At 43.1% G+C, this 26,972-nt stretch carries 26 protein-coding genes; 18 read left to right on the plus strand and 8 right to left on the minus strand.

The annotated features are described in order from the left end of the window. Window positions 1-21: 21 nt before the first annotated feature. The 5 genes from ccoG to EOD41_RS02615 all read left to right on the plus strand — a co-directional run bounded on the left by ccoG (window position 22) and on the right by EOD41_RS02615 (window position 4,804). The gene (ccoG, locus tag EOD41_RS02595) at window positions 22-1,410 is read left to right on the plus strand and encodes a cytochrome c oxidase accessory protein CcoG (protein ID WP_127703211.1); all 1,389 of its coding nucleotides are present in this window, start codon (window positions 22-24) and stop codon (window positions 1,408-1,410) included. Continuing rightward, a complete protein-coding gene (locus EOD41_RS02600; protein ID WP_127703212.1) occupies window positions 1,400-1,831 on the plus strand; it encodes a FixH family protein in 432 nt (143 codons plus the stop codon). The genes ccoG and EOD41_RS02600 overlap by 11 nt, the downstream gene beginning before the upstream one ends. Beyond that, on the plus strand, window positions 1,828-2,508 hold the full coding sequence (locus tag EOD41_RS02605; protein ID WP_127703213.1) for a sulfite exporter TauE/SafE family protein: 681 nt from the start codon (window positions 1,828-1,830) through the stop codon (window positions 2,506-2,508). The genes EOD41_RS02600 and EOD41_RS02605 overlap by 4 nt, the downstream gene beginning before the upstream one ends. Before the next feature lie 101 nt (window positions 2,509-2,609). Next, a complete protein-coding gene (locus EOD41_RS02610; RefSeq protein ID WP_127703214.1) occupies window positions 2,610-2,957 on the plus strand; it encodes a hypothetical protein in 348 nt (115 codons plus the stop codon). 68 nt (window positions 2,958-3,025) lie between these two features. Further along, window positions 3,026-4,804 (plus strand): hypothetical protein, encoded by a 1,779-nt coding sequence (locus tag EOD41_RS02615; RefSeq protein ID WP_127703215.1) that lies wholly within the window; start codon window positions 3,026-3,028, stop codon window positions 4,802-4,804. Window positions 4,805-4,860: 56 nt separating this feature from the next. Here EOD41_RS02615 and hemN read toward each other — a convergent pair whose 3' ends face one another. From hemN to EOD41_RS02635, 4 genes are all read right to left on the minus strand, one after another. Further along, window positions 4,861-6,222, minus strand: a complete 1,362-nt coding sequence (gene hemN / locus EOD41_RS02620; RefSeq protein ID WP_127703216.1) for an oxygen-independent coproporphyrinogen III oxidase — start codon at window positions 6,220-6,222, stop codon at window positions 4,861-4,863. Window positions 6,223-6,231: 9 nt separating this feature from the next. Then, on the minus strand, window positions 6,232-7,269 hold the full coding sequence (locus EOD41_RS02625) for a 2-hydroxyacid dehydrogenase (protein ID WP_127703217.1): 1,038 nt from the start codon (window positions 7,267-7,269) through the stop codon (window positions 6,232-6,234). A gap of 84 nt (window positions 7,270-7,353) precedes the next feature. After that, a complete protein-coding gene (locus EOD41_RS02630; protein WP_127703218.1) occupies window positions 7,354-8,403 on the minus strand; it encodes a response regulator in 1,050 nt (349 codons plus the stop codon). 3 nt (window positions 8,404-8,406) lie between these two features. After that, window positions 8,407-9,591, minus strand: a complete 1,185-nt coding sequence (locus EOD41_RS02635) for a PAS domain-containing sensor histidine kinase (protein ID WP_127703219.1) — start codon at window positions 9,589-9,591, stop codon at window positions 8,407-8,409. Window positions 9,592-9,828: 237 nt separating this feature from the next. Here EOD41_RS02635 and EOD41_RS02640 point away from each other — a divergent pair, with 237 nt between their 5' ends. From EOD41_RS02640 to EOD41_RS02660, 5 genes are read left to right on the plus strand one after another with little or no spacing between them, the layout of a single operon-like run. After that, on the plus strand, window positions 9,829-10,689 hold the full coding sequence (locus EOD41_RS02640; RefSeq protein ID WP_127703220.1) for an STAS domain-containing protein: 861 nt from the start codon (window positions 9,829-9,831) through the stop codon (window positions 10,687-10,689). A 5-nt stretch (window positions 10,690-10,694) separates the two neighbouring features. After that, window positions 10,695-11,108, plus strand: a complete 414-nt coding sequence (locus tag EOD41_RS02645; protein ID WP_127703221.1) for an STAS domain-containing protein — start codon at window positions 10,695-10,697, stop codon at window positions 11,106-11,108. Further along, window positions 11,080-11,502, plus strand: coding sequence for an anti-sigma regulatory factor (locus tag EOD41_RS02650; protein ID WP_127703222.1), 423 nt, complete (start codon window positions 11,080-11,082; stop codon window positions 11,500-11,502). Before EOD41_RS02645 ends, EOD41_RS02650 begins: the two co-directional genes overlap by 29 nt. Continuing rightward, window positions 11,495-12,502 carry a SpoIIE family protein phosphatase gene (locus tag EOD41_RS02655; protein ID WP_127703223.1) on the plus strand — a complete coding sequence of 336 codons (1,008 nt, stop codon included), beginning with the start codon at window positions 11,495-11,497 and terminating at the stop codon, window positions 12,500-12,502. Before EOD41_RS02650 ends, EOD41_RS02655 begins: the two co-directional genes overlap by 8 nt. A gap of 5 nt (window positions 12,503-12,507) precedes the next feature. Next, on the plus strand, window positions 12,508-13,698 hold the full coding sequence (locus EOD41_RS02660; protein ID WP_127703224.1) for a sensor histidine kinase: 1,191 nt from the start codon (window positions 12,508-12,510) through the stop codon (window positions 13,696-13,698). A gap of 58 nt (window positions 13,699-13,756) precedes the next feature. Here EOD41_RS02660 and EOD41_RS02665 read toward each other — a convergent pair whose 3' ends face one another. The 3 genes from EOD41_RS02665 to EOD41_RS02675 all read right to left on the minus strand — a co-directional run bounded on the left by EOD41_RS02665 (window position 13,757) and on the right by EOD41_RS02675 (window position 16,468). After that, window positions 13,757-14,608 carry an SDR family NAD(P)-dependent oxidoreductase gene (locus EOD41_RS02665; RefSeq protein ID WP_127703225.1) on the minus strand — a complete coding sequence of 284 codons (852 nt, stop codon included), beginning with the start codon at window positions 14,606-14,608 and terminating at the stop codon, window positions 13,757-13,759. Between the two features lie 31 nt (window positions 14,609-14,639). After that, the gene (locus EOD41_RS02670) at window positions 14,640-15,482 is read right to left on the minus strand and encodes an SDR family NAD(P)-dependent oxidoreductase (protein ID WP_127703226.1); all 843 of its coding nucleotides are present in this window, start codon (window positions 15,480-15,482) and stop codon (window positions 14,640-14,642) included. Between the two features lie 83 nt (window positions 15,483-15,565). Beyond that, entirely contained in the window at window positions 15,566-16,468 is a 903-nt protein-coding gene (locus tag EOD41_RS02675; RefSeq protein WP_127703227.1) for a helix-turn-helix domain-containing protein, read from the minus strand. A 175-nt stretch (window positions 16,469-16,643) separates the two neighbouring features. Between EOD41_RS02675 and EOD41_RS02680 the strand changes: the two genes are divergently transcribed. The 4 genes from EOD41_RS02680 to EOD41_RS02695 all read left to right on the plus strand — a co-directional run bounded on the left by EOD41_RS02680 (window position 16,644) and on the right by EOD41_RS02695 (window position 20,125). Beyond that, a complete protein-coding gene (locus tag EOD41_RS02680; protein WP_127703228.1) occupies window positions 16,644-17,018 on the plus strand; it encodes a hypothetical protein in 375 nt (124 codons plus the stop codon). A 275-nt stretch (window positions 17,019-17,293) separates the two neighbouring features. Continuing rightward, on the plus strand, window positions 17,294-18,139 hold the full coding sequence (locus tag EOD41_RS02685; protein WP_127703229.1) for an MbnP family protein: 846 nt from the start codon (window positions 17,294-17,296) through the stop codon (window positions 18,137-18,139). After that, complete coding sequence (locus EOD41_RS02690) at window positions 18,139-19,188, plus strand: cytochrome-c peroxidase (protein WP_127703230.1); 1,050 nt, start codon at window positions 18,139-18,141, stop codon at window positions 19,186-19,188. The genes EOD41_RS02685 and EOD41_RS02690 overlap by 1 nt, the downstream gene beginning before the upstream one ends. A gap of 16 nt (window positions 19,189-19,204) precedes the next feature. Continuing rightward, window positions 19,205-20,125 carry a transporter family protein gene (locus EOD41_RS02695; RefSeq protein ID WP_127703231.1) on the plus strand — a complete coding sequence of 307 codons (921 nt, stop codon included), beginning with the start codon at window positions 19,205-19,207 and terminating at the stop codon, window positions 20,123-20,125. A 44-nt stretch (window positions 20,126-20,169) separates the two neighbouring features. On the opposite strand, the gene msrA is transcribed toward EOD41_RS02695, so the two are convergent. Then, window positions 20,170-20,661, minus strand: coding sequence for a peptide-methionine (S)-S-oxide reductase MsrA (gene msrA, locus EOD41_RS02700; RefSeq protein WP_127703232.1), 492 nt, complete (start codon window positions 20,659-20,661; stop codon window positions 20,170-20,172). Window positions 20,662-20,832: 171 nt separating this feature from the next. Here msrA and EOD41_RS02705 point away from each other — a divergent pair, with 171 nt between their 5' ends. The 4 genes from EOD41_RS02705 (at window position 20,833) to EOD41_RS02720 (ending at window position 26,967) form a co-directional block, all read left to right on the plus strand. Beyond that, window positions 20,833-21,660 carry an alpha/beta hydrolase gene (locus EOD41_RS02705; protein ID WP_127703233.1) on the plus strand — a complete coding sequence of 276 codons (828 nt, stop codon included), beginning with the start codon at window positions 20,833-20,835 and terminating at the stop codon, window positions 21,658-21,660. Window positions 21,661-21,739: 79 nt separating this feature from the next. Then, a complete protein-coding gene (locus EOD41_RS02710; protein WP_127703234.1) occupies window positions 21,740-22,303 on the plus strand; it encodes an RNA polymerase sigma factor in 564 nt (187 codons plus the stop codon). An 87-nt stretch (window positions 22,304-22,390) separates the two neighbouring features. Next, the gene (locus EOD41_RS02715) at window positions 22,391-23,407 is read left to right on the plus strand and encodes a FecR family protein (RefSeq protein WP_127703235.1); all 1,017 of its coding nucleotides are present in this window, start codon (window positions 22,391-22,393) and stop codon (window positions 23,405-23,407) included. A gap of 104 nt (window positions 23,408-23,511) precedes the next feature. After that, window positions 23,512-26,967, plus strand: coding sequence for a SusC/RagA family TonB-linked outer membrane protein (locus tag EOD41_RS02720; RefSeq protein WP_240663154.1), 3,456 nt, complete (start codon window positions 23,512-23,514; stop codon window positions 26,965-26,967). Window positions 26,968-26,972 lie beyond the last annotated feature (5 nt).

The following is a 26,972-nucleotide window of genomic DNA, read 5'->3' on the forward strand; positions in this document are numbered from 1 at the left end:
CAGAAATTGATTTATAAGAGGATGATAAGTGCAGAAATAACAGGTCAGCCCAATACAACAACCGCAGGTAAGCGTAAATGGATGTATCCACTCATCCGCAAAGGCAAGTTTTATCAGTACCGCAGTTGGCTTAGCTATGCTTACCTGATAATATTATTTACAGGCCCGTTTATACGTATAAACGGGCATCCTTTATTGCTCATTAACGTTATTGAAAGGCGTTTTGTACTCTTCGGGCAGGTGTTTTGGCCGCAGGACTTTTTCATCTTCGTCATTATCATGCTGCTGGGCATGGTGTGTGTCATATTGTTCACCATAGCCTTTGGCCGGGTGTTTTGCGGGTGGATATGTCCCCAAACTATATTTATGGAGATGGTTTTCCGTAAAATAGAGGTTTTGATAGAAGGTTCACCCAAACAACGGCGGCTACTGGATAACAGCCCTTGGACAGCAGCGAAAGTAAAAAAGAAAGCGTCGAAGCATTTCCTGTTTATTGTACTGTCGTTTCTAATCGCCAACACATTTCTGGCCTACATTATCGGCAGCGATAGCCTTATTAAAATCATTACAGAACCGGTTTCTCTGCACCTAAGCGGTTTTATCAGCATATGGGTGTTCACGACAGTATTTTATTTAGTTTACAGCCAGATGCGTGAACTGGTTTGCACCGTGGCCTGTCCGTACGGTCGTTTACAGGATGTGCTCATAGACAAGCAAACTCTTGTAGTAGCCTACAACTATCTACGTGGCGAACCCCGCGGCAAACGTGTAAAAGCAGAAAATGCATCATCAAAAGGCGATTGTGTTGACTGCGGGCTTTGTGTTGATGTTTGCCCAACGGGGATTGATATCCGTAAAGGCACACAGCTTGAATGTATCAATTGCACCGCCTGTATCGACGCCTGTAACCAAGTAATGGAAAAAATAAACAGGCCGCTCAACCTCATCGGCTTTTATTCGGAAGAAACTATCGCCGAGAACAAAAAACCGGTGTTTACAAAGCGTATGATGGCTTACAGTGCCATTATGGTTGTGTTGCTGGGTGTGCTGATATACTTTATTGCCGCCCGTACAGCTGTCGATGTGAATATATTACGATCGGCGGGTACGCTTTACCAGGAGCAGCCAGGCGGGTATATCAGCAATATTTATAATGCCGAAATCACCAACAAAAGCAATAAAGCACAACAAATTACGCTTCAGCCCGAGCAAAAGGACGTGGTGATAAAATACATTCAGCCGGTAGGGACAATTGATGCAGAGGGCACCAACAAAGCCGTGTTTTTTATAATGATGCCTGGCAAAAGCATCCGCACTACCAAAACCACCATTAAAATTAACGTGATGCAGCAGGGTAAGGTGCTGCAAACCATTGAATCAACATTTACAGGACCGATTTATGATAACTGATGAAAAATCAAACTGGGGAAAATACCTGCTGTTAGGCATGGCCAGCTTTATGCTGTTTATTATTGTGCTGGTATTTATGATGTTCAAACAACCGGCAGACGATTTTGACCCGCGATACTATGAACATGGACTAAATTATGATACCGAATTTACAAAAGAGCGTAACGTGCTGGTTGATAAAGTTGAGCCCTTTATAAAAACAACTGTAGACGGATGCACTATCGATTTTAAAGGCAATGTTACAGGTACGATAACCTTTGCCCGCCCGTCAGACAAAAAGATGGATCGAGGGTTTATTGTGAACAACAACAGTCATTTTATAACACCTGCTAATATTGCCACAGGCAAATGGCAGCTAACCATAAACTGGAAACAAAATGGCAAAGAGTATCTGCATAAAAAAGATATTTATATACCATGAGCAACGCGCAGGTAGCTTTTTTTATAGGCTTGTTTGGCAGCATACACTGCATAGGCATGTGCGGTCCACTAGCATTCGCAGTGCCCTTTACCGGCAATTCGAACTTGCTGCTGGTGTGGGATAAGCTGATCTACCAGGCAGGCCGCGTAATAAGCTACGGCGTTTTAGGTTTGATAGCCGGATTAATTGGTAAACAATTATGGATGGCCGGTTTACAGCAGGGCATAAGTATTGCCAGCGGTGTACTTATTATAATGGCAGCGGCATCACGCTTGTTTAAATGGCGTATGGCTGTAAGCAGATTGGATGTGTTCGCGCCATTTAACCGCCTGTTGGGTTACGCGTTAAAGAACCGCATGGGGCATTTGTTTATTGGCATGCTTAACGGTTTGTTGCCCTGCGGGTTTGTGTACCTGGCATTGGTGGGTGCTATTAACACCGGGTCGGTAACATCGTCAGCCTTTTTTATGCTTTGGTTTGGCGCAGGTACTGTCCCACTTATGTTAGCAGCTACCCTTGGCGCAGGCTTGCTTACACCACTGGTGCGCACACGCATAAGCCGGGCAATGCCGTACTTTATGCTGTTCTTAGGTGTGTGGTTTATACTACGTGGCCTTGCACTGGACATTCCTTACATCAGTCCGGCGAAGAGTGCTGACACAGCAATCTGCCATTAATAAAAAAGTGTCTACTATCACTTTTCATGCTGACAAGCGTCATGGTGCAGCCTTGTTATTGTGGCCATATTTGTATAACAAAACAAATAAAACTACAAGTTATGGCAACTATAAAAACATTCGCTCCGGCCACCTTTACCACTACCCCGGTTGAAACTACCCATATAAACCTATGGGCAAAATTTATGGCATTCGCCGACAGTCAGAAGCAAAATCATACGTTATGGTTCTTCCTTGTACTGCTGGTACATGGCGTGTTTATATTACCATTGCCTGCGGTACTTACTTATTATTTTAATGCTTCCGGCTGGGTGCTAGGCGTTACCATGGTTAGCTTTTTTACCAACATTATAGCCAACATGGCCGGCGGCAGCATCCGTACTACACTAACAGTATTTGCTGCAAGTGTGGCTATCCACCTGATATTAGTGTTAATGTTTATTATATAAATTGTTATTGGTTTGATGAAAAAGCGGTTTAAAAAGCCGCTTTTTTTATTAATTGAATTTTTATCATTATGCATACTTTTCATATCCCCGTACTGGGACTTGGTTTTTCCATTGATACACCTCTTAAAGTTGCGCGTTATGGTATATCGTCGGTAGTGTCTATTGTTGACGACGAGCTTACCGAGCGAATGCGCGAATATCATTCCATACAAAATAGCTTACCGTACACGCCTATAGTTAAAAACACGCCCGATCATCGTGCCCGCCGTATCACCGCTTACTTAAACCTGCTTAACAAACTGGTGCAGCAGCAGTTTAATGAGCTGAAGCGGCAACCTTTTCGCGAGGGCAAAGATATCGACAAGTATTTCGAACTGCTGCCCGAAACATCACCATTAAAACAGTACTATTTAAAAATGCTTGAAATGAGCGAGCCGCAACGTAAAGCCCTGATGCAGGATAAACTGCGCAACAGCATGCAGCCGGGCAGTATCGACGTCAACATTATGTCGAAGGTTGATAAGGTAAATTATGATAAGCACGGGCACTCTCTTGGCGACATTTATACGGATGCGCTGGCCTCATTGCGTGGTTTCGCTTTGAGCGATGTAAAAGGGGCGTTAACACTGTCGGCGGGTATGAATCCTAAGCTTTATAGTTACCTGGAGAACTTCGACTGTTTTTTTCCTGATGCTAATGGTGTCATCCCAAAAAAGGTAATACTTAAGGTGAGCGATTTCCGCTCGGCCTTGATACAAGCGAAATTTTTAGCGAAGAAGGGAATATGGGTACATGAGTTCCGGATAGAATCGGGCTTGAACTGCGGCGGCCACGCCTTTGCCACCGACGGCTTGCTGCTTGGCCCTATACTGGAAGAGTTTAAGCTGAGACGTGAGGAGATGAAGAACGAATTGCAGGATATCTATTTCCCGGCACTGGCTGCCAAAGGCTATAAATATGTAACTATACCCACCCAAAGGGTAAGCGTACAAGGCGGCATAGGCACCGCTAAAGAGCACGAGTTTTTACGATATAACTATCAACTTGACGCCACAGGCTGGGGAAGTCCGTTTTTACTGGTGCCCGAAGCTACTAATGTTGATAACGATACGCTGCAAAATCTGGCGATTGCCGGTAAGGATGATTTCTATGTGAGTGCTGCTTCGCCGCTGGGTATATTATTCAATAATTTTCGCAAAAGTACTGCCGAGCAGCTGCGTGTGCAACGTATTGAAAAAGGCAGGCCGGGTAGCCCATGTACCAAAAAGTTCTTGATTACTAATACCGAGTTTACTGAGCAGCCTATCTGTACGGCATCGCGCCAGTATCAGCATTTAAAAATTGAACAGCTGCAAAATGCGGGTCTTGAGCCTGTTGAACTACAGCGGCAGGTTGATGCAGTTACCGAAAAAATTTGCCTGTGTGAAGGCCTGTGCACATCAGCCTACATCAAAAACGATATGCTGCACCGCCGCGACAGCAAGGCCGTTGCCATTTGCCCCGGACCAAACATCGCTTACTTTTCGGGTATCTATTCGCTGCGCGAAATGGTGAACCATATTTACGGCAAACTTAACCTGCTTACCAATGTAAGCCGCCCCAATGTGTTTATTAACGAGCTTAATTTGTATATCGATCATCTGAAAAAGGATATGGCCGCACATGCCAACACCATCGACCTGAAAAAGAAAAACTACCTGCTTAAGTTTAAAACACAGCTGACTGCCGGTATCAACTATTATAAGGAACTGATACCAACGCTTACTAACCAAACAATAGAGTATCTGGACGAAATGAAGCACCATCTGCTGGCTTGTGAAATGCGGCTCAACGCCCTGCACATATAAAAAAAGCGGCCTAAGCCGCTTTTTTGTTGTTAATTGTTTAGGGGATATAATAAGGTTTAGCCAGCCATGCTGAATAATTGTGTAGCCGGTTTTTTAGCCCATAGCCTTGCATCAAAAGCCATACAAATGTTGCGTAAATAGCGTTTGCCTAAAGGTGTTACCTCGGCGCACCACGAGTTGAGGTTGATGAGCCCGTCGTCGGCAAGTGGTTGTAAACGCTCAACGGCTTGCAAAAGCCCTGTCGAGCTATGCAAATGGTGGTTCCAGCAGGTTTTGCCGGCACACATAATGTTTAAAATATGTTGACGCAATAGCAGGTCTTCTTCTGTAAGGCCATGAAATTTTACTATCGGCAGCACGCCGGAGTTGATAAGCGAAGTATATTCCTCAACCGTTTTGGCATTTTGCGCGTAGCCATACCACGAATCGCTTATTGAAGATACCCCCAGGCCAACAAGCAATTGTGTATGCTGATGGGTGTAGCCCATAAAGTTACGGTGCAGGGTGCCTTTCTGTTCGGCTTTGTATAAGCTGTCAGTTATCAGCGTGAAATGGTCCATACCAATTTCTTTATATCCTAAAGCAGTAAGCATTTCGCGACCAGTGTTATATAGTTGCTGCTTCAGTTGTGTGCCGGGTAAGTCGGTGTCTTTATAACGGCGCTGGCCGGGTTTAATCCATGGCACATGCGCATAGCTGTAAAAGGCTATCCGCTCGGGCATTAGTGCCGATACCTTTTCAACGGTGTCAACAACGCTTTCAACTGTTTGTAAAGGCAGCCCGTAAATCAGGTCGAAATTAATAGAGGTGTAACCAATTTCCCTCGCTTTATCGGTAACCGCTTTTACCTGCTCAAAGCTTTGCATACGGTTAATAATAAACTGCACCTTCGGGTCGAAATCCTGTATACCCAAACTTAACCTCCGGAAACCTAAGTTGTACAGCGTGGTCAAATGCTCAGCAGTGGTGTTGGCGGGATGTGCCTCAAAACTGAATTCAGCATCAGCATGTATGGTAGCACCGGCTAAAATGCCTTCTATTAAATATTTTAGGTTTTCTGGCGCGAAAAAAGTAGGTGTGCCTCCGCCCAAATGTATCTCACGTATCACAGGGCGCTTACCAAAAACCTTGCGGTACATAGCCCATTCTTTTAATAGGGCGTGTATATAAGGCTCTTCAACCGAATGATTTTTTGTAATGCGGGTGTTGCAGCCGCAATAAGTGCACAGGCTTTCGCAATAGGGCAGGTGCACGTAAATACTGATGCCGTCGGTATCGTTGCTTTCTTTAAATGATAGTTGAACTGATTTTTCCCATTCACTTATTTCAAATGGTTCATCGTTCCAGTAGGGGACAGTGGGGTAGCTGGTGTATCGCGGCGCTGGTACGTTATACTTTTCAATAAGCCGCTTGCTCATTTGCATAACTTATTTATCTAAAATGGTCACTTGCTCTTTCACTTTCTGCTCGCGGCAACTGTTAGCACAGGCGCATGCCTCACCAACACATTTGTTTTGCTGCCACTGATCGAGATTCTTTATCGTTCGGTCGGCAATTTGCTGTAGGGCTTCCTTGGTAAGAAATGCCTGGTGCGGCGTTACCAGCACGTTTGGTAGGGCTATTAGTTTTTGCAGCAAAGCATCTTTCTTTACATCTTTTGAATGGTCCTGAAAGAACAAGCCTTTTTCATTCTCATACACATCAATACCTAAATAGCCCACACGGCCAAGTATAAGTGCCTTATAAACGGCCTCGGTATCAATCAGCCCGCCGCGCGATGTGTTTAATAGCATTACACCGTCTTTCATCATGGCCAGGGCTTCGCGGTTTATCAGGTGATGGGTTTGCGGAGTAAGCGGCACGTGCAGCGAAATAATGTCCGACTGCTGCAATAAGGTACTTAACGATTCTATCTGGATATTTTTAACATCATCCGGCGGAGCCAAATCATAACCCAACACTTTACAGCCCATGCCTTTAAAAATGGCGGCAGTTGCCAGGCCGATATGCCCCAGGCCTATAATACCCACCGTTTTCCCATGGAAGTTAAAGCCCATCAGGTTTTCCAGCTTAAAATCAAAATGATGGCTGTGCTCGTTTGCCTGTACTACATGGCGGTTAAGCGCGAAGGCCAGCGCCAAAGTATGTTCAGCGACAGCTTCGGGCGAGTAAACCGGGACATTAGCAATTTTTATACCCCGTGCACCTGCTGCCTCACGGTCGATATGGTCGGTACCTACCGAGCGGGTGGCGATATATTTGATACCCATATCGGCCAATTGGTTCACTACCGGTGCCGATACATCGTCGTTGGTAAACACCATTACAGCATCCTTACCCTCGGCGTACATGGTGGTCTCTAAACTTAGTGGGTTCGAGATAAGGGTGATGTCATGTTTCTTCTGGTTCGACTTTGCAAGAAATTCCTTCTCAAAGCTCTTTATACTGTAGGCCACAACTTTCATTTCAAAATAGCGTTTGTTAGCACAAAGCTACCGTGGCCGCGGATATTATAACATGAGGGTTGTCAGCCCGAAAAGTGACCTTCGTCAGTTTTTCATTTTTGTAAGCCTATTCAGATCTTTTATTGATATCTGGCTGCCTTTTTTCTCAATCAGGCCTTCTTCTTTAAAGTCGGTAAGCGTGCGGCTTACAGTTTCGGTAGCCATACCCGCCATTGAGGCCAGCTCATCGCGCGAAACCTTGAAAGTATCCGTATCTGTAAGCTGTTTATTCAGCCTTACCAATACCTGCGCCAAACGTTTTCGTACCGAATTGTAGGCCAACTCCAACAACTGCTCTTCCTTCTCTCGAATGTTGTTTGATAATATTTTGATAAACTGATGTCCAACCTCCGGATATTTATTCAGCAGGTTAAGCGTCATTTCTTTCGGTAGCAAGCATACCGCCGAGTCTTCAACGGCCTCGGCTGTTTCAGTAAAAGGCTCATCAAGCAACAAGGCGTGTATGCCCAGGTAATCATCGGCTTTAAACATGCCGGTCATTAGTTCACGGCCGTCATCGGCCAGTTTTATGGTTTTTACCACACCCTCAAGCACCAGGTAAATGCCTTGAGCGTTGTCTCCTTCGTAATATAAAACCTGTTTCTTTTTTATGTGACGTACTTTGCGCTCTGCAATAACGGCTTTTAGTTCTGCCAATCCCTTGCCTGTGCCGCTGGCCAGTTTTTCTAATTTATCAAGTGATTGATTATAAAACTCAGCCTGCTTTTCTTTCTTTTTCAAACGGGTCTCGATAGCGTTAAGCAATTCAATGTCGTCAAATGGCTTGGTCAGGTAATCGTCGGCACCCATTTCCATACCCTTGCGAAAGTCGACACGCTCGGCCTTCGCTGTTAAAAATATAAAGGGAATATGCGCTGTGTCGGTGTTTTTGCCAAGCATGTACAGCACACCGTAGCCATCAAGCTCGGGCATCATAATGTCGCACAAAATCATGTCGGGCTTGTGCTGTAGGGCAAGATCGACACCGGCTTTGCCATGATTGGCCTGCAAAACCTTGTAACCGCTCAGTTCTAAAATCTCAACTGTACTTTCACGTATATCGTCGTTATCTTCAATTATTAAGATGGTTTTCATACATTAAATAGGAAATGTTAATATAAATACAGTACCCTGGTTAACCTTGCTTTCAAATTTAATAGTGCCGTTCATCAGGCCGACATATCGCGTTACAATGTTCAAACCCAACCCAGTACCCGGAATACTGCCGGTATTATGCGCCCTGAAAAACGCCTCAAACAAATGTTTCTGGTCACTTTCAGGTATGCCAATGCCGTTGTCTTTTATAGTGATGCTTAACCCTTTTTTAGTGATTTCGGAGTTGAACTCGATAAACGTATCCTCGCCCGAATATTTGATGGCATTATTAATCAGGTTAATAATGCAGTTCTTCAGTAGGTTTTGGTCGAGTGATACAACGCTTTTGGTACCCGTATGCTGGTAAATAATATTTTGGTTTTGCTTGGCCACAAGCTGCATTTCTTCGGTTATTTCTTCCGAAAATTTTACAATATCAAAGGTGCTGTATTGCGCCTCAACTTTGCCTGCTTCAAGCTTTTCAAGCGACAAAAAATCGTTCAAAATCCCCGTAAGGTTATTTACCGAATTCTTTATTTTGCTGATATGCTTACTGATGTTGGCATTATCAAACTGTTGCGCATATTTTTCTATCAGCACGGCCGATAACTGTACAGAACTCAAAGGCGTACGGAACTCGTGTGAGGCCATTGATACAAAGCGGCTTTTCAACTGTCCTAATTCTTTCTCTTTTTCAAGCGATTGGCTCACTTCTTCTTTTGCTTGCCTTAACGCTTCAACCGTGGTTTTTAATGATCGGGTGCGTTCTTCAACCTGTTCTTCCAAGCTTGTGGCGTATTCTTTCAGCTTTTCTTCGGCTTCTTTTTCGCGGGTAAGGTCATGTATAAAGCCGGTATAAATTTTCCTGCCCGAATATTGGACTTCACTTACTGCCAAACGGAACGGGAAAACTGTGCCATCTTTTTTTAAACCCTTTACTTCTCTACCGATGCCAATAATATGGGGTACACCGGTACGCTGGTAACGATGAATATATTCATCGTGCCGTTCCCTATCGGGTGGGGGCATAAGCACCGAGATGTTTTTCCCCACAACGTCTTCAGGCGTACATTTGAACAGCCTGCATGCTGATGGGTTTATCGACTCCACAATTCCACGCTCATCAATGGTGATGATCCCGTCAATGGCGTTTTCTATAATAGCTTTTAGCAAAGCCGCATTTTCCATATTGTGAAGTTATATAAATTGATCACGATCACAAATTTCGTGTGGCGGGTGAATTGCTCATTTGATCGCGCTCAAATTTAAAAGTGATTTATGTCATTTATAATAAACGATAGGAGGTAATATTTATATGAAGAGTAATTTGCAGCCAACTAAAAACATTAGTGTAGTTGATCAAGAGTAGTTTTATTATTAAGAAAATTATTGTACACTTACATCAATTTTCAACACTTGACCCTCATGGCTATCGAAATCACAAAACTTTTTAAGAAAAAACAAGCAGTAATATTAGAGCGCTGGATGACTAACCAGTTGGCCGATGAGCGTTTACGGGAAGACCTGATGAGCAATGAAGATCTCAGAGCCGAATCAGAAGAACTGATCACGGCACTTGTAGCAAGTCTTAATGAATCTAATATTGAAAATCCTGAATCAGGAGATTTCGATCATGTTATCGAGATATTAGCAGGCATATCTATCTCGAGGGCACGGCAGGGCTATAGTCCGCGTGAAACCGGTGTATTTATTTTGAGCCTTAAGGAAGCATTAATTGAGATAGCTCAGGAAGAAGTAAAAGATCCGAAAGAATTAAATATAGCAAACCGGAAGTTAAACCGTTTATTGGATAGTTTTTCTATCATAACCTTTGAAACTTTTATAAAAGGCCGTGAAGAAGTAATTCTTCGTCAAACGGATGAAATTGCCGAGATATCAACCCCGGTTATACGTGTATGGGATGGTATACTTGCCCTGCCAATTATAGGTACGCTTGATAGCGCCCGCACGCAAGTTGTAATGGAAAGCCTGCTTACCGAAATTGTAGAATCAGGCAGCAGTGTAGCTATTCTGGATATTTCGGGTGTGCCTACGGTAGATTCATTGGTAGCACAACACTTGCTTAAAACGGTTAGCGCAACACGTTTAATGGGCGCCGAATGCATTATAAGCGGTATACGCCCCGAAATTGCGCAGACAATTGTGCATCTGGGTATTGATCTTTCAGATATTGTAACAAAAGCCAGCCTGGCAAGCGCCTTACAATATGCATTTAGAACCTTAAAAATTGAAGTAAGAAAAAGCGCTGTTAAATCTGCTGTTTAAAAAACATGGATAAGATCCCTATTTTAAGAATGGGCCAGTTTCTGCTGGTCACTATACAGGTCGATTTATATGACCGGCTCGCACTCGACCTTGAAGCCGATCTGGTAAAAATGGTTAGTAAAACCGGTGCAAGAGGTATTTTGATAGATATTTCTGCAGTTAGCATTGTTGACTCATTTATGGGCCGTATTATTGGTAATATCGGCGTAATGTCTAAACTTTTAGATGCCGAGACAGTTGTAGTGGGTATGCAGCCTGCTGTAGCTATTACACTGGTTGAGTTAGGCTTACCGTTAAAGGGTGTGTATACCGCGCTTAATGTTGAAAAGGGAATGGACCTGTTGAAAAACAAGATTCAGTTAGATGAAGAAGAAGAAATAGGTCCTGACGATGATAACAGCAACGATCTCACTGAATAAAGATACCCTCAACGTTCTGCGTGAGCAGGACGTGGTGGTGTTTCGTAACCGGGTGAAGGAGTATGCGGTCAAGATCAAAATGGGGCTAGTTAATCAAACCAAACTGATAACAGCCGCCAGTGAACTTGTGCGGAATATGCTTCGCTATGCCAACGGCGGCCAGATCATTATCGAAGTGGTTTCGCGCGGGCGCGATAACGGCATACGTCTTACTTTTAAGGATGAAGGCCCGGGTATACCTGACATAAAACTGGCCTTAACGGATGGCTATAGTACCGGAAAAAGCCTTGGATTGGGATTGCCAGGAACAAAAAGGCTGGTAAACGAGTTTGATATAAAAAGCGAAGTGGGGAAAGGTACAAGGATCACGATCATCAAATGGGCAAATGGCTGACGCGACACATAAAAGCTTTGACGCGTCGGACAGGAGTTATTACGCGATCATAAAAAAAGAAGTTCATAACCTTGCGCTTAGTACCGGGTTTCCTGAAAAAAAAATAGCCGAACTGGATATTATTGTTGCTGAGATAACATCAAACCTGCACAAATATGCCAAGGCCGGCGAACTTCTGCTATCTTACCAGGAAAAAGCCGGGCACGAATACATAGAGCTTATTAGTATTGACAGTGGTCCGGGTATGCAGGACTTAAGCCGTATGATGGCCGACGGGTATTCGTCTACTAACACCATCGGGCACGGGTTAGGGAGCATTAAACGGTTGTCTGACGAGTTTGATATTTTTTCGTCAAAAGGCTGGGGCACCATACTGGTATCAAGAGTATTTAAATTGCCGATAACAAAAGCGAAGTTAAAAGCGCCGGACATTAAGGCCATTGTTGTTGCAAAACCGGGTGAAATACACTCGGGTGACGGGTATTATGTAAAAGCCTCGGGCAACTCTGTAAAACTTATGCTGGCAGATGGCCTTGGACATGGGGTAGATGCCAATTATGCAATGAACCAGGCGGTTGCAGCCTTTCAGCAATGCCCGTTTGATTCACCCGTTGAAATTATAAGGTTTATCCACAGGGCTGTAAGAAAAACAAGAGGGCTGGTAGCAACATTTGTTGTAGTTGATACCACTCAGCGTACTTTGCGTATTGCCGGAGTCGGTAATATCTCTGCAAAATTAATAGGTCCTTTAATGTCGAAAACGCCTTTGGCTTATAACGGCATCATCGGCCATAATATACCGAATACAATGAACGATCAGTTGATGAGCATTAATGATTTTCAGCAGCTTGTATTATGTTCTGATGGTATCCGCTCACGTTGGGAATTAAATAAACTTCCCGGCTTAAACCGGTGCGATTTAAGTATCCAGGCAGCCGCTATTTATAAAGATCATTCCCGCAGGTCGGACGATATGTCGGTAGTTATCTCTAAATTCTGAAACTCATGACCACACTTACCCAAATAACGCTCGAAAATGAAATGGACCTTATTTTGGCCTATAAAAAATCGATGCGTACGGCCGAACTTTTGGGTCTAACCCTGTCAACACAAACCGCATTTTCAACAGCGGTATCAGAAGTTTGCCGCGAGGTGATAGATAAGGCCGAAGGCGGCATGGCTACGCTCGGCGCCACTGCCGATGAAGGCAGATTCTTTTTTACTGCGGTTATTTCATGCCGCACAGGTGAGTATTTCAACAGAAGCAGTGAAGGCATTGAATATGCACGGAAACTGGTGCCCATACTGGAAATAGCCGCTACTGAAGAAAAACTTAATATCACTCTAAAGCTTAGCATTCCCCGGTCAACGCGTATAGATCAGCGAAGAATTTCAGTTGTTAAGGCTGAAATTGAACAGGAAGGGCCAATAAGCGCTTATGAAGAAGTGAAGATGCGAAACAGCGAATTGCAGCGGATTAATCAGCAAAAAGAACTTGCGTTACTTTCTGCCAATTATTTAAACGAGCAAAAAACTGAATTTCTTTCAATAGCCGCACATGAGCTTAATACGCCGTTAACAGTACTACGTTCTTATGCCGAACTTGCCATGCGAATGGATAACGGACAATCAGACAAGCTTACACAAATGCTTACAAAGATATTCCGTCAATCAGGTAAGGTAGTTGCATTAGTTAAGCAATTGCTTGATATTTCAAAGCTGGAAACAGGTATAATTGAGTACGATAAAGAGCCAACAAACTGGAAAGTGTTTCAGGAGCAGATTATGGAAGACCTTCAACTGGCTGTACCTAATCATAATCTTGTTTCATCTGCCCCGGTTGATGCCGCCATATTTGCCGACCGTATACGCATTGAGCAGGTATTAAACAATGTGGTAGGTAATGCTGCAAAATACTCAGCACGGCAAGCTGATATACAAGTAAGCAGTATGGTTGAAGATAACGATTTGGTTATTAGTGTAACAGACAAGGGGATAGGCATGTCGGCGCAAACTGTGAAAAATATCTTTCAAAAGTTTTACAGAAGCGATGACACCATAAAAAAATACAGCGGACTTGGCATGGGTTTATATGTAGCCTCACGTATTGTAACCGACCATGGCGGTAACATTACAGTAACCAGCGTAGAAGGTGAAGGATCAACATTTAATATTCATTTGCCACTGCTTAATTAGCATTAATATATAAACAAAAAAGCTGCTTAAAAAGCAGCTTTTTTGTTGAAGATTTTGATTAAACATTAGCGGTTTCAAAGCCTGTTGAAGTTGCCAGTTCACGCCATGTATTCATATCGGCTTTTACATATTCTATTTTCTGGTCGGCCAATGCATAGGCATCAGCGCCTAAAAATAAATGTACCGGTGCTTCGGGTGCTTCAGCTACTTTAATCATTACTTCGGCTGCCTTTTCAGGGTCACCTGCCTGGTTGCCGTTAATGTCGTTCTGGTGAGCAGCCTGTACTTCGCGCACCTCCTTGTACTCGGCTATTTCATTTTTTGGTGTGCTTAGTGAATCCGGCATCAGAAAATTGGTGCGGAAATAGCCTGGTGATACGATAGTGGCTTTTATGCCAAATGATTTCGCTTCAGCAGCCAGCGACTCAGTGAAACCCTGTACAGCAAACTTGGTTGCACAATAGATACCAAAACCGGGGAAGTTGCCGGTGAAGCCACCTATAGAAGATATATTAAAAATATGTCCCGATTGCTGAGCCCTTAGATGTGGCATTACCCCACGTATCACGTTTAACGAGCCGAATACATTTACATCAAAGTTTTCACGTGCTTCGGCATCACTTAGCTCTTCAAGGCTGCCGGTAAGGCCATAGCCCGCATTGTTTACTACAACGTCAATTTTACCAAATTTGATAAGTGTTTGATTGATCGCATCGGTAACGCTGTCTTCGGCTTTTATGTTTACTGCCAACGGCAAGAAGCTTTCATGTTCACCAACAGCGGCTAATAAGTCGGCTTGGTTGCGTGAAGTAGCAGCTACGTTGTAGCCTTTTTGTAATAATTGTTTTACCAGACTTAACCCCAAACCCTTTGAGGCGCCGGTTACAAACCATGTTTTTTGAGTGTTCATTATTGTAAAGATTAAGTGTGTAAGTAAATATTTATCCCTGATAGGCCATTGATTTAGAAAGTTCCTCATTCAATAGAAACTCTTTCTCCAACCTGTCAAGCTTGGCCATTGCTCTTTCATAGGCATCTTCGCCTAATAAAAGATACAATGGGGGATTGTCCATTTGCGCTACATTAATAATAGCCGCCGCAGCATTTTCCGGATCGCCGCTTTGCTTACCATCCATTTGTAAATATCTTGCCTGGTTTGCACGTACAGCGGTGTAAGCATCTATAGGATGCTGGGCATAGTTTATCGAGTTTTCATTTAAAAAACTTGTACGAAACGCACCCGGAGCCACTACAGTTACCTTAACGCCGAATTCAGCAACATCCTGCGCCAGTACTTCTGAAAGCCCGACAACCGAAAACTTTGTAGCCGCGTAAACCGACCAGCCGGTTGTACCGGTAATACCAGCTATTGATGAAATGTTGATGATGTAGCCCGATTGCTGGTAGCGCATATATGGCATTACCGCACGGATCACATTTAATGTTCCGAAGACGTTGATCTCAAAATTGTCGCGGGTTTCGCGGTCGGTAAGTTCTTCAATGCTGCCGCCTATGCCGTAGCCCGCGTTGTTAATTACTACGTCTATGTGTTTAAATGTAGCTTTGGTTTGATAAAGCGCATAGCCTACGCTATCTTCATTGCCAAGGTCAACCTGCAGCGGTAAAAAGTTTGGTGTGGTTATGCCAACAGCTTCGGTAAGCGCTGCTACATTGCGCGAGGTTGCGGCTACATTATGTCCGGCCTGCAGCAGTTGCTTAACCAGGCTAAGCCCGAAACCTTTTGAAGCGCCTGTTATAAACCATGTTTTAATATTATTCTCCATAAATCTGTGTTATTTTGATAACACAAAGGTATAGAGCAATCAGGCCCGGGTATTTACAGTATTCAAACTAATGATTGCAAAATTCAAACAATCCGGAATGCGCCGGGAGTGGTTTGTGTTTGTTTTTTGAAAAAGTTGCTGAAATGGGCAGGCTCTTCAAAGCCTAAACTATAGCTGATTTCTGATACTGTCCAGTTGGTATGGCGCAGCAAAGCCCTTGCCTCGCTGGCCAGCCTGTCCATTATATGCTCGGTAGTGGTTTTGCCGGTAGTTTGACGGATAGCACGGTTAAGATGATTAACATGTACGGATAAGTGATCGGCAAAATCCTTGGCCGAACGCAGTTCAAAGCGTTGCTGAGGCGATTCTATAGGGAATTGTCGCTCAAGTAATTCGGTAAAAATTGACGTAATGCGTGAGTTAGCATCCGGGTGCTGGTACAACTTATCAGATGGCTGGATCTTCATTGCATAATGTATCAGTTCGGTAACATAATTGCGCAGCAGGTCGTACTTAAACTGATAATCTGAGTTGATCTCGGCAAGCATTTTTTCAAACAGATCAAAAACATACTTATCCTGTTCATCAGTAAGCATATATACGGGGTTTGCACCGGGGGCAAACATGGGTAACTCGTTTATGTTCTTGCGTAATGTGTCGGTAAAGAACGATTCTTTATAGATGCAAAATCTGCCCGAATGCTCGGTATTAAGGTTTTCAAAAGTATACGGAACTACAGGATTAAAGAACACTAACCCGCTGCCATCCAGTTCAATACTCTTATCGGCATAATGCACTACACCCTTGCCCCGAAATAAACTGATTTTATAAAAATCACGTCGGCTGTATTGTACCGGTTTGGCACCGGGCTGATAGCAGTCTTCGGTACGAAAAACATTGAAATGGCCAATAGCCTGTCCAAGGTTGGCAGGGAGCCAGTTAAACTTTTGTTGGTAAAAGTCTTCTATTGTTTCTGTGTTTGCCATAAAGCAAAGTTACATAATTCAAACCATAACTATCAAAGGCAATTAATAAATAGCAACGCTTTACATCGTTTTATACAGTTATTATTTAATGTACAATAATTGGTTAGGAGTATACAACACTTTTCACTATCTATATTTAAGCTAATAATTGCTATTTCTTTTATATTTGCGCAGAATGTTGAACCGCTTGCTTTCTATATTCCTGCTTGTGGCCCTGATAAGCTCAAACTTTTCAAGGTTATTTATCTATGCAGGTTTTGAAGCAAACCGCTCATACATCGCTAAAGAACTTTGCGTAAACAAAGCCCGCCCTACTTTGCACTGTAACGGCCGCTGCTATTTGATGAAAAAACTCAAACAGGCAGATGAAAAAGAAAAAAAGCAGGAACGCGAAGAAAAAAGGAATCAATACCAGGAAGCTTTACCGGTAACGTCTGCTACTCAATTGGTAGTTACATCTCCATCGAGTCAAAAAAAATATGCAGTAATGCCCGCTCCGGGATTATTACAACAGCCCACCTCTATATTCCAACCGCCTAAAGTTGTTTAACAAACTTGTGATTACCCGTGTGCCTGCGGGTAGAATGTAACGGAGTTTTTTGCTTTCAGCTGAATGTTTGTTCATTAAAACTTTATTGGCTTTAACAGGTTCTTTACCAAACCTGAAAGCTACTTATACATGAACAGCACCTCATTCCTGATTGCAGTATCTGTTACTTTAATCTATTCTTTCAATATTATACATAACTGTAGTATGCCTGTGCACAATAAGTTTTGCTTGTGTTGGCGCTACTTGTAAGATTTTAAATTCAATCGGCTTAATCTATGAAATTAATGAATATACAAACCAAAATTACCGGCCTTGTAGCAGTGCTGCTGCTGTCGCTTTCTGCTTGTTCAAAAAAGAATGACCCGACACCGGATTTTGATGAAAATAACCTGGCCCCGCTATCAGTGGAGTTTGATAACATAGTTGGCGACCGCACTTTAAGTTTTAACAATACTGCGAGTTTGTACACCAATGCTGCAGGTGAGAAGTTCTCGATATCACTTGTGCAGTACTTTATCAGCAATATTAAAGTAACCACAGCAAGTGGCCAAACATACACTGTAAACCCTGATAGCAGTTACTTTTTGATTAAGGGTGACAACGAAGCCACCCGCTTTGCCAACGTGAAAGTGCCTGAAGGCGACTATACTAAGCTAACTTTTACGCTGGGTGTCGACAGCCTGCGCAGTACCATGGATGTAAGCAAACGTACCGGCGTGCTTGACCCAGGAACAGGTATGGATGGCATGTACTGGGGTTGGAACGCCGGTTATATCTTTTTTAAGTTTGAAGGTAACTCAAGCGTAATATCTGATGATGAAAATGGGGACCCAACCGGTAAAAAACAATTCAAATATCATATTGGCGGTTTTGGTGGTTACAATGCGCCAACTATCAACAATATAAAAACTATAACCCTTGATTTGACTGCCGGCGGCATAGCAAAAGTGCGTAAAGACCGTGAAAGCAATATTCACCTGCTGGTTGATTTGATGAAGGTATTTAATGGTAAAAACTCTTTCAAAATAGCAGATCACCCTAACGTAATGTTTAGCGAATACAGCACCAGCGTTGCTACCAACCTGAGTGAGATGTTCAGACATGATCATACCGAAAATTAATGAGAAAGAAAGCATTTTGGATCGTTCTGCTCTGCTTTGCTGCTTTTTTGTACGCTTGTAAAAAAGATAAGGTGATAGAGGAGACGGTCAGCACATTTCTCGGCTTTAAAAAGCCGGCTAATTTTCCCGAGCCGGTTTACAAGCTTGAAAACAACCAGGTAACTGAAGCCGGTTTCCTGCTTGGGCGCAGCTTGTTTTATGAGCCGAGGCTATCGCGCAATAACACCATTTCATGCGGTTCGTGCCATATACAATCGTCAGCCTTTACACAACACGGGCACGATGTAAGCCATGGTATTGACGATAGGTTGGGAACCCGTAATTCGCCACCTATCATGAACCTTGCCTGGAACAAGGCTTTTATGTGGGGTGGTGGAATCTATGACCTGGATTTGCAGCCTATTGTGCCGATAACTACGCATGAAGAGATGGATGAAAACTTAAACAATGTGATGGAGAAACTAAAAACAGTATCTAAATATCCAACAATGTTTAAGGCTGCCTTCGGTACCGGGGAAATCACAACTGCCCGCTTTATGAAAGCTTTATCGCAGTTTATGCTGATGTGTATCAGTGCCAATTCAAAATATGATAAAGTGATGCGCAAAGAGGATGGTGCAAGCTTCACCGCAGATGAACAGGCAGGATATGAGCTTTTTAAAGCGAAATGCAGCAGTTGCCATAGCGAACCGTTGTTTACTGATGGCTCGTTCCGTAATAATGGCCTTGCACCGAGTACTATAAATGATAAAGGATTATATACTGCGACGCTGATAGCGACAGACCGTTATAAATTTAAAGTGCCTAGTTTACGTAATTTAACATATACCGCTCCGTATATGCACGATGGCCGTTTCTTAACTCTGAATGGCGTGTTTGATCATTATAACGCCGAAGTTCAGGCAACTGAAAACCTTGATCCGCTGCTGCAAAAAGATGGCACACTTGGTATCGCTTTAAGTGTTGATGACCGTACTAAACTAACAGCCTTTCTTAAAACCCTGGACGACCCTGACTTTATTACACGTAAAGATCTGGCAGAACAATAAACTATAAAAAGCTTACATGAAAAAAATCTTCCTTATACTACTGCTTGCCGTATTAAGCTACCCAACTATTGCCTGTGATATCTGCGGATGCGGTGTAGGTAGTTATTATCTGGGCATTTTGCCCGAATACAACAAACGCTTTATTGGCCTGCGTTATCAGCATAAAACGCTGATGACGCACTTAGGGCCGTTTGGCGAGCGTACAGCCATTACCTCAGACGAAACTTATCAAACAGCCGAAATATGGGGCGGATGGAACATCTCTAAAAAGTTCCGCATATTAGCATTTGTGCCTTACAACTTTAACGAGCGGACAGCGCAAACCGGTAATGGTACAAAGGAAGGGCTTGGTGATATTGCGGTGATGGGCTATTACAACCTGTTCAGCACCAGGCATACCGTTAGTAACAAGCTGCTGGTGCAGTCGTTATGGGTAGGGGCAGGGGTAAAAGCGCCAACCGGTAAATATGAGCCGTCTGAACGTGAGTTGTCGTCTGAGTCGCCGAATAATTTCCAGTTAGGCACTGCCAGTACAGATTTTACGCTGAACGCCGCTTATGATGTGCGTTTGATGGATTTGGGTGTTAACATCAATGCCAATTACAAGATCAATACAACCAATAAGTACGATTACCGGTACGGGAACAAGCTAACAGCAAATGCTTTGGCTTACTATAAGTTCCGTTTTTTTAAAAAACTTACTGTAGCGCCAAATGCCGGTGTGCTGTATGAAACCTCGCAGCAGGATACTGAAGACAATAAATACACAGTTGACGTATCAGGCGGGCATGTTCTGTCGCTAATTGGCGGGTTGGAAACCAACTTTGGCCGTTTTTCTGCGGGAGCAAATTATCAGGATGTTGCCTCACAACATTTGGCTAACAACAGGGTAAAAGCAGGCAACCGCCTGATGGTACATTTTTCAGTAGCTTTCTAAATGTCAAAATAAAAGCAGGATACCCGGGTTATTCTGCTTTTATTTTAACTAAGCTTCCATTCGGGCCTTTCAAAATGGCAGGTATAGCCATAAGGGTACTTTTGCAGATAATCCTGATGTTCTTCTTCGGCATTCCAGAAGTCGCCGGCAGGCACTACTTCCGTTACTATCTTACCCGGCCATTTACCTGAAGCTTCCATTTCCTCAATTAATTTTTCAGATGTTTCACGCTGGGTGTCGTCAAGATAAAATATTGCTGAGCGGTATGATGTGCCAATATCATTACCCTGCCTGTTGCGTGTAGTTGGGTCGTGTATCTGGAAAAAATACTCAAGCAGTTTGCGGTATGATAACACTTCCGGATCAAAAACTATCTCGATACCTTCAGCATGAGTACCATGGTGGCGGTAGGTTGCATTTTTTACATCTCCGCCTGTATAGCCCACAACGGTTGATACTACCCCGGGCAAGTGCCTGATGAGTTCTTCAACACCCCAAAAACATCCTCCGGCCAGTATCGCTTTTTCTGTATTCATATTTATATTAATTGACTTTATTAAAAGACAAGCTTTTTGAATTTGTTTGGAATTATCACAGCAAATACTATAACATTAACCACTGTGTTACAAACAAAGATATTAAAGCAATAATCAAATTACTATCTTGCCGTGTCAACAAACATTCACCTTTTAGCACTATTCCTGCAAATGAAAAAGCTTTTAATCATTTTATTTTTTATCAGTACGTTAACAGTAAATGCGCAACAGCAGTATATAACTGAAAAAAACATTCACTATTATTCTGAGGCAGAAACTAAAAAGGATGCTTACATACAATCACAATGTACGCTTGATATTTACTATCCTAAAGCCGTAAAAAACTTTGCTACCATTGTGTGGTTTCATGGGGGTGGCATTACAGGAGGCGCCAAAGAAATTCCGCAGCAACTAATGGATAAAGGGTATGCAGTAATTGGTGTAGGTTACCGTTTATCGCCTAAAGTAAAAGCCCCTGCTTATATTGAAGATGCGGCAGCAGCTGTTGCCTGGGCATTTAAAAATATTGAAAAATACGGTGGCAGCAATAAACTTATTTTTGTATCAGGGCATTCGGCAGGTGGTTATTTAGGGACGATGATAACGTTTGATAAAAGCTACCTTAATAAATATAATATCGATGCTAACGCTATAGCCGGACTTATTCCTTTCAGCGGACAATGCATCACGCATTTTACCGTAAGGGCCGAAAAGGGGATAGAAGCCTTACAACCTACTATTGACAAATATGCGCCGCTCTACTTCGTAAGGGCTGATGCTCCGCCAATTTTACTGATAACCGGTGACCGTGAAATGGAACTTTTTGGCCGTTATGAAGAAAACGCGTATTTGTACAGAATGCTAAAGCTGGTTGGTCATAAACACACTACCCTTTATGAACTGCAGGGTTTTGATCATGGTGGAATGGCTGTGCCAGCTTTTCCGCTTTTACTGCGTGAAGTGGCTGCTGTGAGCAAAGAGATATCAAAAAAATTATAAGTTACTGAAGTACTGCTAAATACTTTTTGATTTTTAGAATTAACACTATCCTAACATAGCTGCGGTAAATTTGCGGCGTATGTTTCGCGATTCTACCGATGAAGAACTAATTTCCTATATCAGGCAAAGCAATCAGTTTGCGCTGGAAGAGCTGTTTCACCGGTATTATAAATGTTTGTGTCAGCTATGTTCGGTGTACATAAAAGATGATGCTGCTGCCGAAGAAATAGTATCCAATATATTTATCAGATTTTGGGAAAACAGGGATGTAGTAACTGTTATTAATATCAAGAGCTATTTCTTTTCATCAGCAAAAAATGCAGCCTTAAACTATATACAGAAAAAGAAGGCGCCGCTTGATTATATAGAAGATTATTCGGCACAGGCTGAAGAACATGCCGAGCATAACACTCCGTTTAAAATCTTATCGGGCAGAGAGTCATACAAAAAAATACTTTCTCTTATTGATACATTGCCGCCTGCCCAACGCCAGGTGCTGCTGATGAGCAGGATTGATAATATGGATAAACATGAGATTTCAAATTTGCTGGGAATAACTGTGCGTACGGTAGAAACCATGCTATATCAATCCATCAAAAATCTTCGTCGTTTAATAAACAATCCTCACGATCTCACTACATGAAATTAAAGATTTGTTAATACAACCATAACAAACTTTAATACGTATTGGCCCCCAAAAATCTGTCTTTGTATGTAGAGACAGATATTAATGGAAGATCAAAGCTACAGATTAATAGTTGAGTATTTCGAAAGAACCATCAGTGACGAGGGACTGGTAAAACTGCAGGAATGGTTGGATGAGGATATTGAAAACCTGTCTCAGTTTAGTGAGACTATCCGGATACTTGAAGCCGCTAAAAGCTACCATAATCGTCCGGTTGATGCAGATAAAGTCTGGGCTAACGTACAATCAAAAATAAATAATAACAAAAAACACCACCTGCGAATAATTGGCAGCCGTAAATGGTTAACCTACGCCGCGGCCTGTTTGCTTGTGGCTTTCACTGGCTGGTTTGGTTATTCATTACTATTTAACCGTCCGGCTGAATTACAGATAGTAAGTAATGCCAACGGTAAAAAGTCGAAGATTACGCTTCCCGACGGATCTGTAGTTTATCTGGCAGGCGGCAGCAGCATGAAATTCTCAAAAGCGTTTACGGAACGTGAGCGCGCTGTTTACCTTGATGGTGAAGCTTTTTTTGATGTTGTACACAACAAGCAACGTCCCTTTGTGGTGAAGAGTGGAGAAATAACCACTGTGGTGCTGGGCACATCATTTAACGTAAACGCTTACTCAAAACTGAATAAGGTAATGGTAACCGTTCGTACGGGCAAAGTAGGGGTAATGGCAGCGGTTAACGGAAAGCAACAGTTGGTTAAGTACTTATTGCCTAATGAACAAATAAGCATCAACACACAAAGCGACATTTATGCCTTTAATAAAGCCGATGCAGCGGGAATTAGCGCGTGGATAAATAATGAGCTGTCTTATTACAACACAAGCTTAAAAGATATCGCGTCGTCTGTTGAACATCATTACGGGGTGGTAATTGAATTTACTGAACCTGAATTGGGGGATGTTAAACTTACAACAAGTTTTACAAACGAATCTATTGATGATATAGCCGAAACACTTTCAGCCATATCAGGCCTTGCCTGTACACAAAAAGGCGATCATATCTTTATTTCAAACCCAAACCAAAAAGGAGGGAAAATTATGAGATAGCGTTTACCTGTAAAAGAGCAAGCCCCGGGATTGCTGGTAACAACCCTGAGGCTTCGATAAAAATTTAAACTCACTTTCGAAATAAGTATAAATCAAGTAAATATATGAAAAAGTTATGGTTGTTGGCCATACTGTTGCTCATGCAACTGCCTTTGTGCTTTAACAACGCACAGGCACAAACGATAATTAACAAAAAAATAACGTTTGAAGCGCAGGCTATAACGCTGCGCGAAGCCTTTCAACGGCTGGAAAAACTTGCTGATATTTCTATTAGCTATAACAACTCACTGCTGAATGATAAACAAGTGGTTACTATTTCCAGAGCCGACAGGCCGTTAGATGATGTACTTGATCTGTTGTTGAAAGGCACACCTTTTACATACAAACAAACCGGCAGCCACAGCATAGTTATTGTTCAGAAAGAACAGCAGGGCAGAGGCAAAATTTCAGGTAAGGTTACTGATGAAAGCGGGGCAGTGTTGCCGGGCGCTTCTGTTAAAGTACTTCAAGCTGGTGTTTCGGTGCCAACCAAAGTTGATGGCTCATATACCCTTAACGTTGCACCCGGAACATATACCGTTGAAGTAAGCTTCATCTCTTATCAAACTCAGAAATTAGAAAATGTGACTGTGCGTGATAACGGAAACACTTCTCTTGATGTGGTACTTAAAGAAGAGGCCAACAGTTTACAGGAAGTTGTTGTAACTGCGCTGGGTATAAAACGTGAAGAAAAAGCGTTGGGTTATGCAGCTACAGTGGTAAAAGGTGAGCAGATCACCAACGCATTATCAGGCAACTGGACAGACGCATTATCAGGCAAAGTAGCAGGTTTAAACCTTATCAGGTCAAACAGCGGTCCGGCAGGTTCAAACAAGATCATCCTTCGCGGCGAGAACAACCTGACCGGCGATAACGAGGCTTTAATTGTTGTTGACGGTGTAGTAATTAACCAGGGTAGTGGAAGGCGTACAGCTAACTCGGGCGAGAACGCTTACGGTACCAGCAGTGATATTATGCCTGCCGACTATGGCAGTAACCTGAACGATATCAATCCTGAAGATATTGAGAATGTAACCGTTTTAAAAGGTCCCGGTGCAGCTGCGTTGTATGGCCAACGAGGTGCAAACGGCGCTATAATTATCACCACAAAATCGGGCAGTCGCCGCAAAGGCATAGGTATAACCGTAAACTCAAACTTATCATTTGAGGAAGTTAACCGCTGGCCCGATCTTCAATACGAATACGGACAAGGCACAGCCGGTTCGCGCTATTACTCGTTTGGCGCAGGGCCTGATGGTGCCAGCACAAGCGCTACCAGTTCGGCATACGGCCCAAAGTTTGACGGACAAATGTTCTATCAGCTCGACCCGGTAACACAGGCGCAGGGTACTGAAAGAACTCCTTGGGTGCCTTACAAAAATCAGATACGCGAGTTTTTTGAGACTGGCCAAACCTACACCAATTCAATAAGCGTTGATGGCGGTACCGACAAAACTTCGGCTCGTTTTTCAGCCACTAATGTAACTAACCATTGGATAATCCCAAATACAGGTTACACACGTAACAGTGTGGCTATGTCGGTAAACTCAAATGTTACTGATAAGCTTACTATCAGCTCAAAAGTTAATTATAATAACAAAAACAGCGATAACCTTCCGGGTGCCGGTTATGGTAACCAGTCGTTAATGTACTGGTTCATTTTTTGGCAGCCTAATGCTGATTTGAACGCGCTGAAGAATTACTGGCGCATTAATGAAGAAGGTCGCCGTATATTCTATCCTTTCAGCTCATTCCCTGAAAACCCATACGCGGTATCGTACGAGTTCATCAACCGCAGCAACCGTAACTCGGTTACAGGTAACATTATGGCAAACTATGCCTTTACAAAAGAGCTAAGCCTGCAAATACGTGCCACCCTTGATATGGGCTACGAGCAGCGTGCACAGGAAAGGCCTTTTGACGCCGGTACAAAATATCCAAAAGGATCATACCGTACGCAAAACATTTACTCGCAAGAGGCTGGCGGCGATTTCCTGCTTCGCTATAACAAAAAAATCAATAACGATTTCAACTTAACCGCAACAGCCGGCGGTAGCATGCTGCGTAATACTTATAACAGGGACGAGGTGCGTGCCGATTCACTGGTATATCCGGGTGTGTACTCAATGGCTAACAACGCCGGTCCGCTGGTTACTATGCCATTCAGGTCGAAATACGCTATTAACAGCTTTTATGGCTTGTTGTCCACAAGCTTCAAAGATTACTTATACCTCGATCTAACCGCGCGTCAGGATTGGGTGAGCACCCTTGCCACTGCTGAGCGTACCGATCAGGTAGGTTTCTTTTATCCCTCAGCAAGTTTAAGTTACCTGGTGTCTGAAGCCTTCAAACTACCGGCAGCTATTAACTATGCTAAACTACGTGTTTCATTGGCCGGTGTTGGTAGCGGTACCACAACGCCATACCAAACAACATTCAACTATGTATCGGCAGGAAGTACCTATTCGGGTGGCTTGCAAAATCCGCGTATACTGGCTAATCCCGACCTGCAGCCATTACGCACCATAACATTGGAGGTAGGTGCCGAAATGAAGTTATTTAATAACCGTTTGGGTTTTGATGTAGCACTATACACAGGTAACACAAAAAACCAGATACTTAACCGTACCGTCGATCAGTCGTCAGGATTTTCACAGGCGGTAATAAACGTTGGTAAAGTTAAAAACCAGGGTATAGAAATAGCATTGAACGGATCACCGGTAAAAACAGGTAATGGTTTTAACTGGACAATTTTTGGTACTGTAAGTGCAAACCGCAATACAATTGAGCAACTGGCTGATAGTTCGGTAGTGCTGCGTAACGGCCCTGTAGGCGGCGGCCAAATTGTTGCAACCGTTGGCGGTAGCATGGGCGATATGTATGGCAGGGGTTACCTGCGTTCGCCTGATGGCCAGATAGTTTATGATGAAGCAACCGGCTTTGCAAAACTTTCCGACGACCTGGTTTACCTGGGTAACACCATGCCTAAATGGCGCATAAGCTTAGGGCATGAGTTCAGGTACAGACAATTTCGTTTAAATGTATTGTTTGACGCGCAATTTGGTGGTGTAGCTTACTCATTATCAAACTACAAACTGGCCGAACAGGGTAAAACAACCATCACCCTGCCAGGCAGGTATAACGGTATTATTGGTAAAGGTGTAATACAAAATGCTGATGGTACTTACAGACCGAATGATGTTATTGCATCAGATATCGATGGCTACTACCGCTCACACTATGGTATTGACAACGCCGAAGGCAACACCTTCTCAACCGATTTTATCAAGTTCCGCGAAGCAAGATTTGATTACACGCTTAACCCGAATTTCACTAAAAGGTTAGGAATACAGCGTGCTACTATCGGCGTATATGGCCGCGACCTGTTCATCTGGTCGAACTGGCCAATATTTGATCCTGAATTTGGTACGCTATCAGGCAGTGACATTGTGCAGGGCTTTGAGGTAGCGCAGTTCCCGTCAACCCGCACATTTGGTTTCAACATTACAGTTGGTATTTAAAACTT

The sequence above is a fragment of the Mucilaginibacter limnophilus genome (assembly GCF_004005815.1).
GTDB classification, from domain to species: domain Bacteria; phylum Bacteroidota; class Bacteroidia; order Sphingobacteriales; family Sphingobacteriaceae; genus Mucilaginibacter; species Mucilaginibacter limnophilus.

Bases quoted from the DNA above. Each gene is read 5' to 3' on its own strand.
- ccoG (WP_127703211.1), top strand. From the start codon at position 22: ATGATAAGTGCAGAAATAACAGGTCAGCCCAATACAACAACCGCAGGT.
- EOD41_RS02600 (WP_127703212.1), top strand. From the start codon at position 1,400: ATGATAACTGATGAAAAATCAAACTGGGGAAAATACCTGCTGTTAGGC.
- EOD41_RS02605 (WP_127703213.1), top strand. From the start codon at position 1,828: ATGAGCAACGCGCAGGTAGCTTTTTTTATAGGCTTGTTTGGCAGCATA.
- EOD41_RS02610 (WP_127703214.1), top strand. From the start codon at position 2,610: ATGGCAACTATAAAAACATTCGCTCCGGCCACCTTTACCACTACCCCG.
- EOD41_RS02615 (WP_127703215.1), top strand. From the start codon at position 3,026: ATGCATACTTTTCATATCCCCGTACTGGGACTTGGTTTTTCCATTGAT.
- hemN (WP_127703216.1), bottom strand. From the start codon at position 6,222: ATGAGCAAGCGGCTTATTGAAAAGTATAACGTACCAGCGCCGCGATAC.
- EOD41_RS02625 (WP_127703217.1), bottom strand. From the start codon at position 7,269: ATGAAAGTTGTGGCCTACAGTATAAAGAGCTTTGAGAAGGAATTTCTT.
- EOD41_RS02630 (WP_127703218.1), bottom strand. From the start codon at position 8,403: ATGAAAACCATCTTAATAATTGAAGATAACGACGATATACGTGAAAGT.
- EOD41_RS02635 (WP_127703219.1), bottom strand. From the start codon at position 9,591: ATGGAAAATGCGGCTTTGCTAAAAGCTATTATAGAAAACGCCATTGAC.
- EOD41_RS02640 (WP_127703220.1), top strand. From the start codon at position 9,829: ATGGCTATCGAAATCACAAAACTTTTTAAGAAAAAACAAGCAGTAATA.
- EOD41_RS02645 (WP_127703221.1), top strand. From the start codon at position 10,695: ATGGATAAGATCCCTATTTTAAGAATGGGCCAGTTTCTGCTGGTCACT.
- EOD41_RS02650 (WP_127703222.1), top strand. From the start codon at position 11,080: ATGATAACAGCAACGATCTCACTGAATAAAGATACCCTCAACGTTCTG.
- EOD41_RS02655 (WP_127703223.1), top strand. From the start codon at position 11,495: ATGGCTGACGCGACACATAAAAGCTTTGACGCGTCGGACAGGAGTTAT.
- EOD41_RS02660 (WP_127703224.1), top strand. From the start codon at position 12,508: ATGACCACACTTACCCAAATAACGCTCGAAAATGAAATGGACCTTATT.
- EOD41_RS02665 (WP_127703225.1), bottom strand. From the start codon at position 14,608: ATGAACACTCAAAAAACATGGTTTGTAACCGGCGCCTCAAAGGGTTTG.
- EOD41_RS02670 (WP_127703226.1), bottom strand. From the start codon at position 15,482: ATGGAGAATAATATTAAAACATGGTTTATAACAGGCGCTTCAAAAGGT.
- EOD41_RS02675 (WP_127703227.1), bottom strand. From the start codon at position 16,468: ATGGCAAACACAGAAACAATAGAAGACTTTTACCAACAAAAGTTTAAC.
- EOD41_RS02680 (WP_127703228.1), top strand. From the start codon at position 16,644: ATGTTGAACCGCTTGCTTTCTATATTCCTGCTTGTGGCCCTGATAAGC.
- EOD41_RS02685 (WP_127703229.1), top strand. From the start codon at position 17,294: ATGAAATTAATGAATATACAAACCAAAATTACCGGCCTTGTAGCAGTG.
- EOD41_RS02690 (WP_127703230.1), top strand. From the start codon at position 18,139: ATGAGAAAGAAAGCATTTTGGATCGTTCTGCTCTGCTTTGCTGCTTTT.
- EOD41_RS02695 (WP_127703231.1), top strand. From the start codon at position 19,205: ATGAAAAAAATCTTCCTTATACTACTGCTTGCCGTATTAAGCTACCCA.
- msrA (WP_127703232.1), bottom strand. From the start codon at position 20,661: ATGAATACAGAAAAAGCGATACTGGCCGGAGGATGTTTTTGGGGTGTT.
- EOD41_RS02705 (WP_127703233.1), top strand. From the start codon at position 20,833: ATGAAAAAGCTTTTAATCATTTTATTTTTTATCAGTACGTTAACAGTA.
- EOD41_RS02710 (WP_127703234.1), top strand. From the start codon at position 21,740: ATGTTTCGCGATTCTACCGATGAAGAACTAATTTCCTATATCAGGCAA.
- EOD41_RS02715 (WP_127703235.1), top strand. From the start codon at position 22,391: ATGGAAGATCAAAGCTACAGATTAATAGTTGAGTATTTCGAAAGAACC.
- EOD41_RS02720 (WP_240663154.1), top strand. From the start codon at position 23,512: ATGAAAAAGTTATGGTTGTTGGCCATACTGTTGCTCATGCAACTGCCT.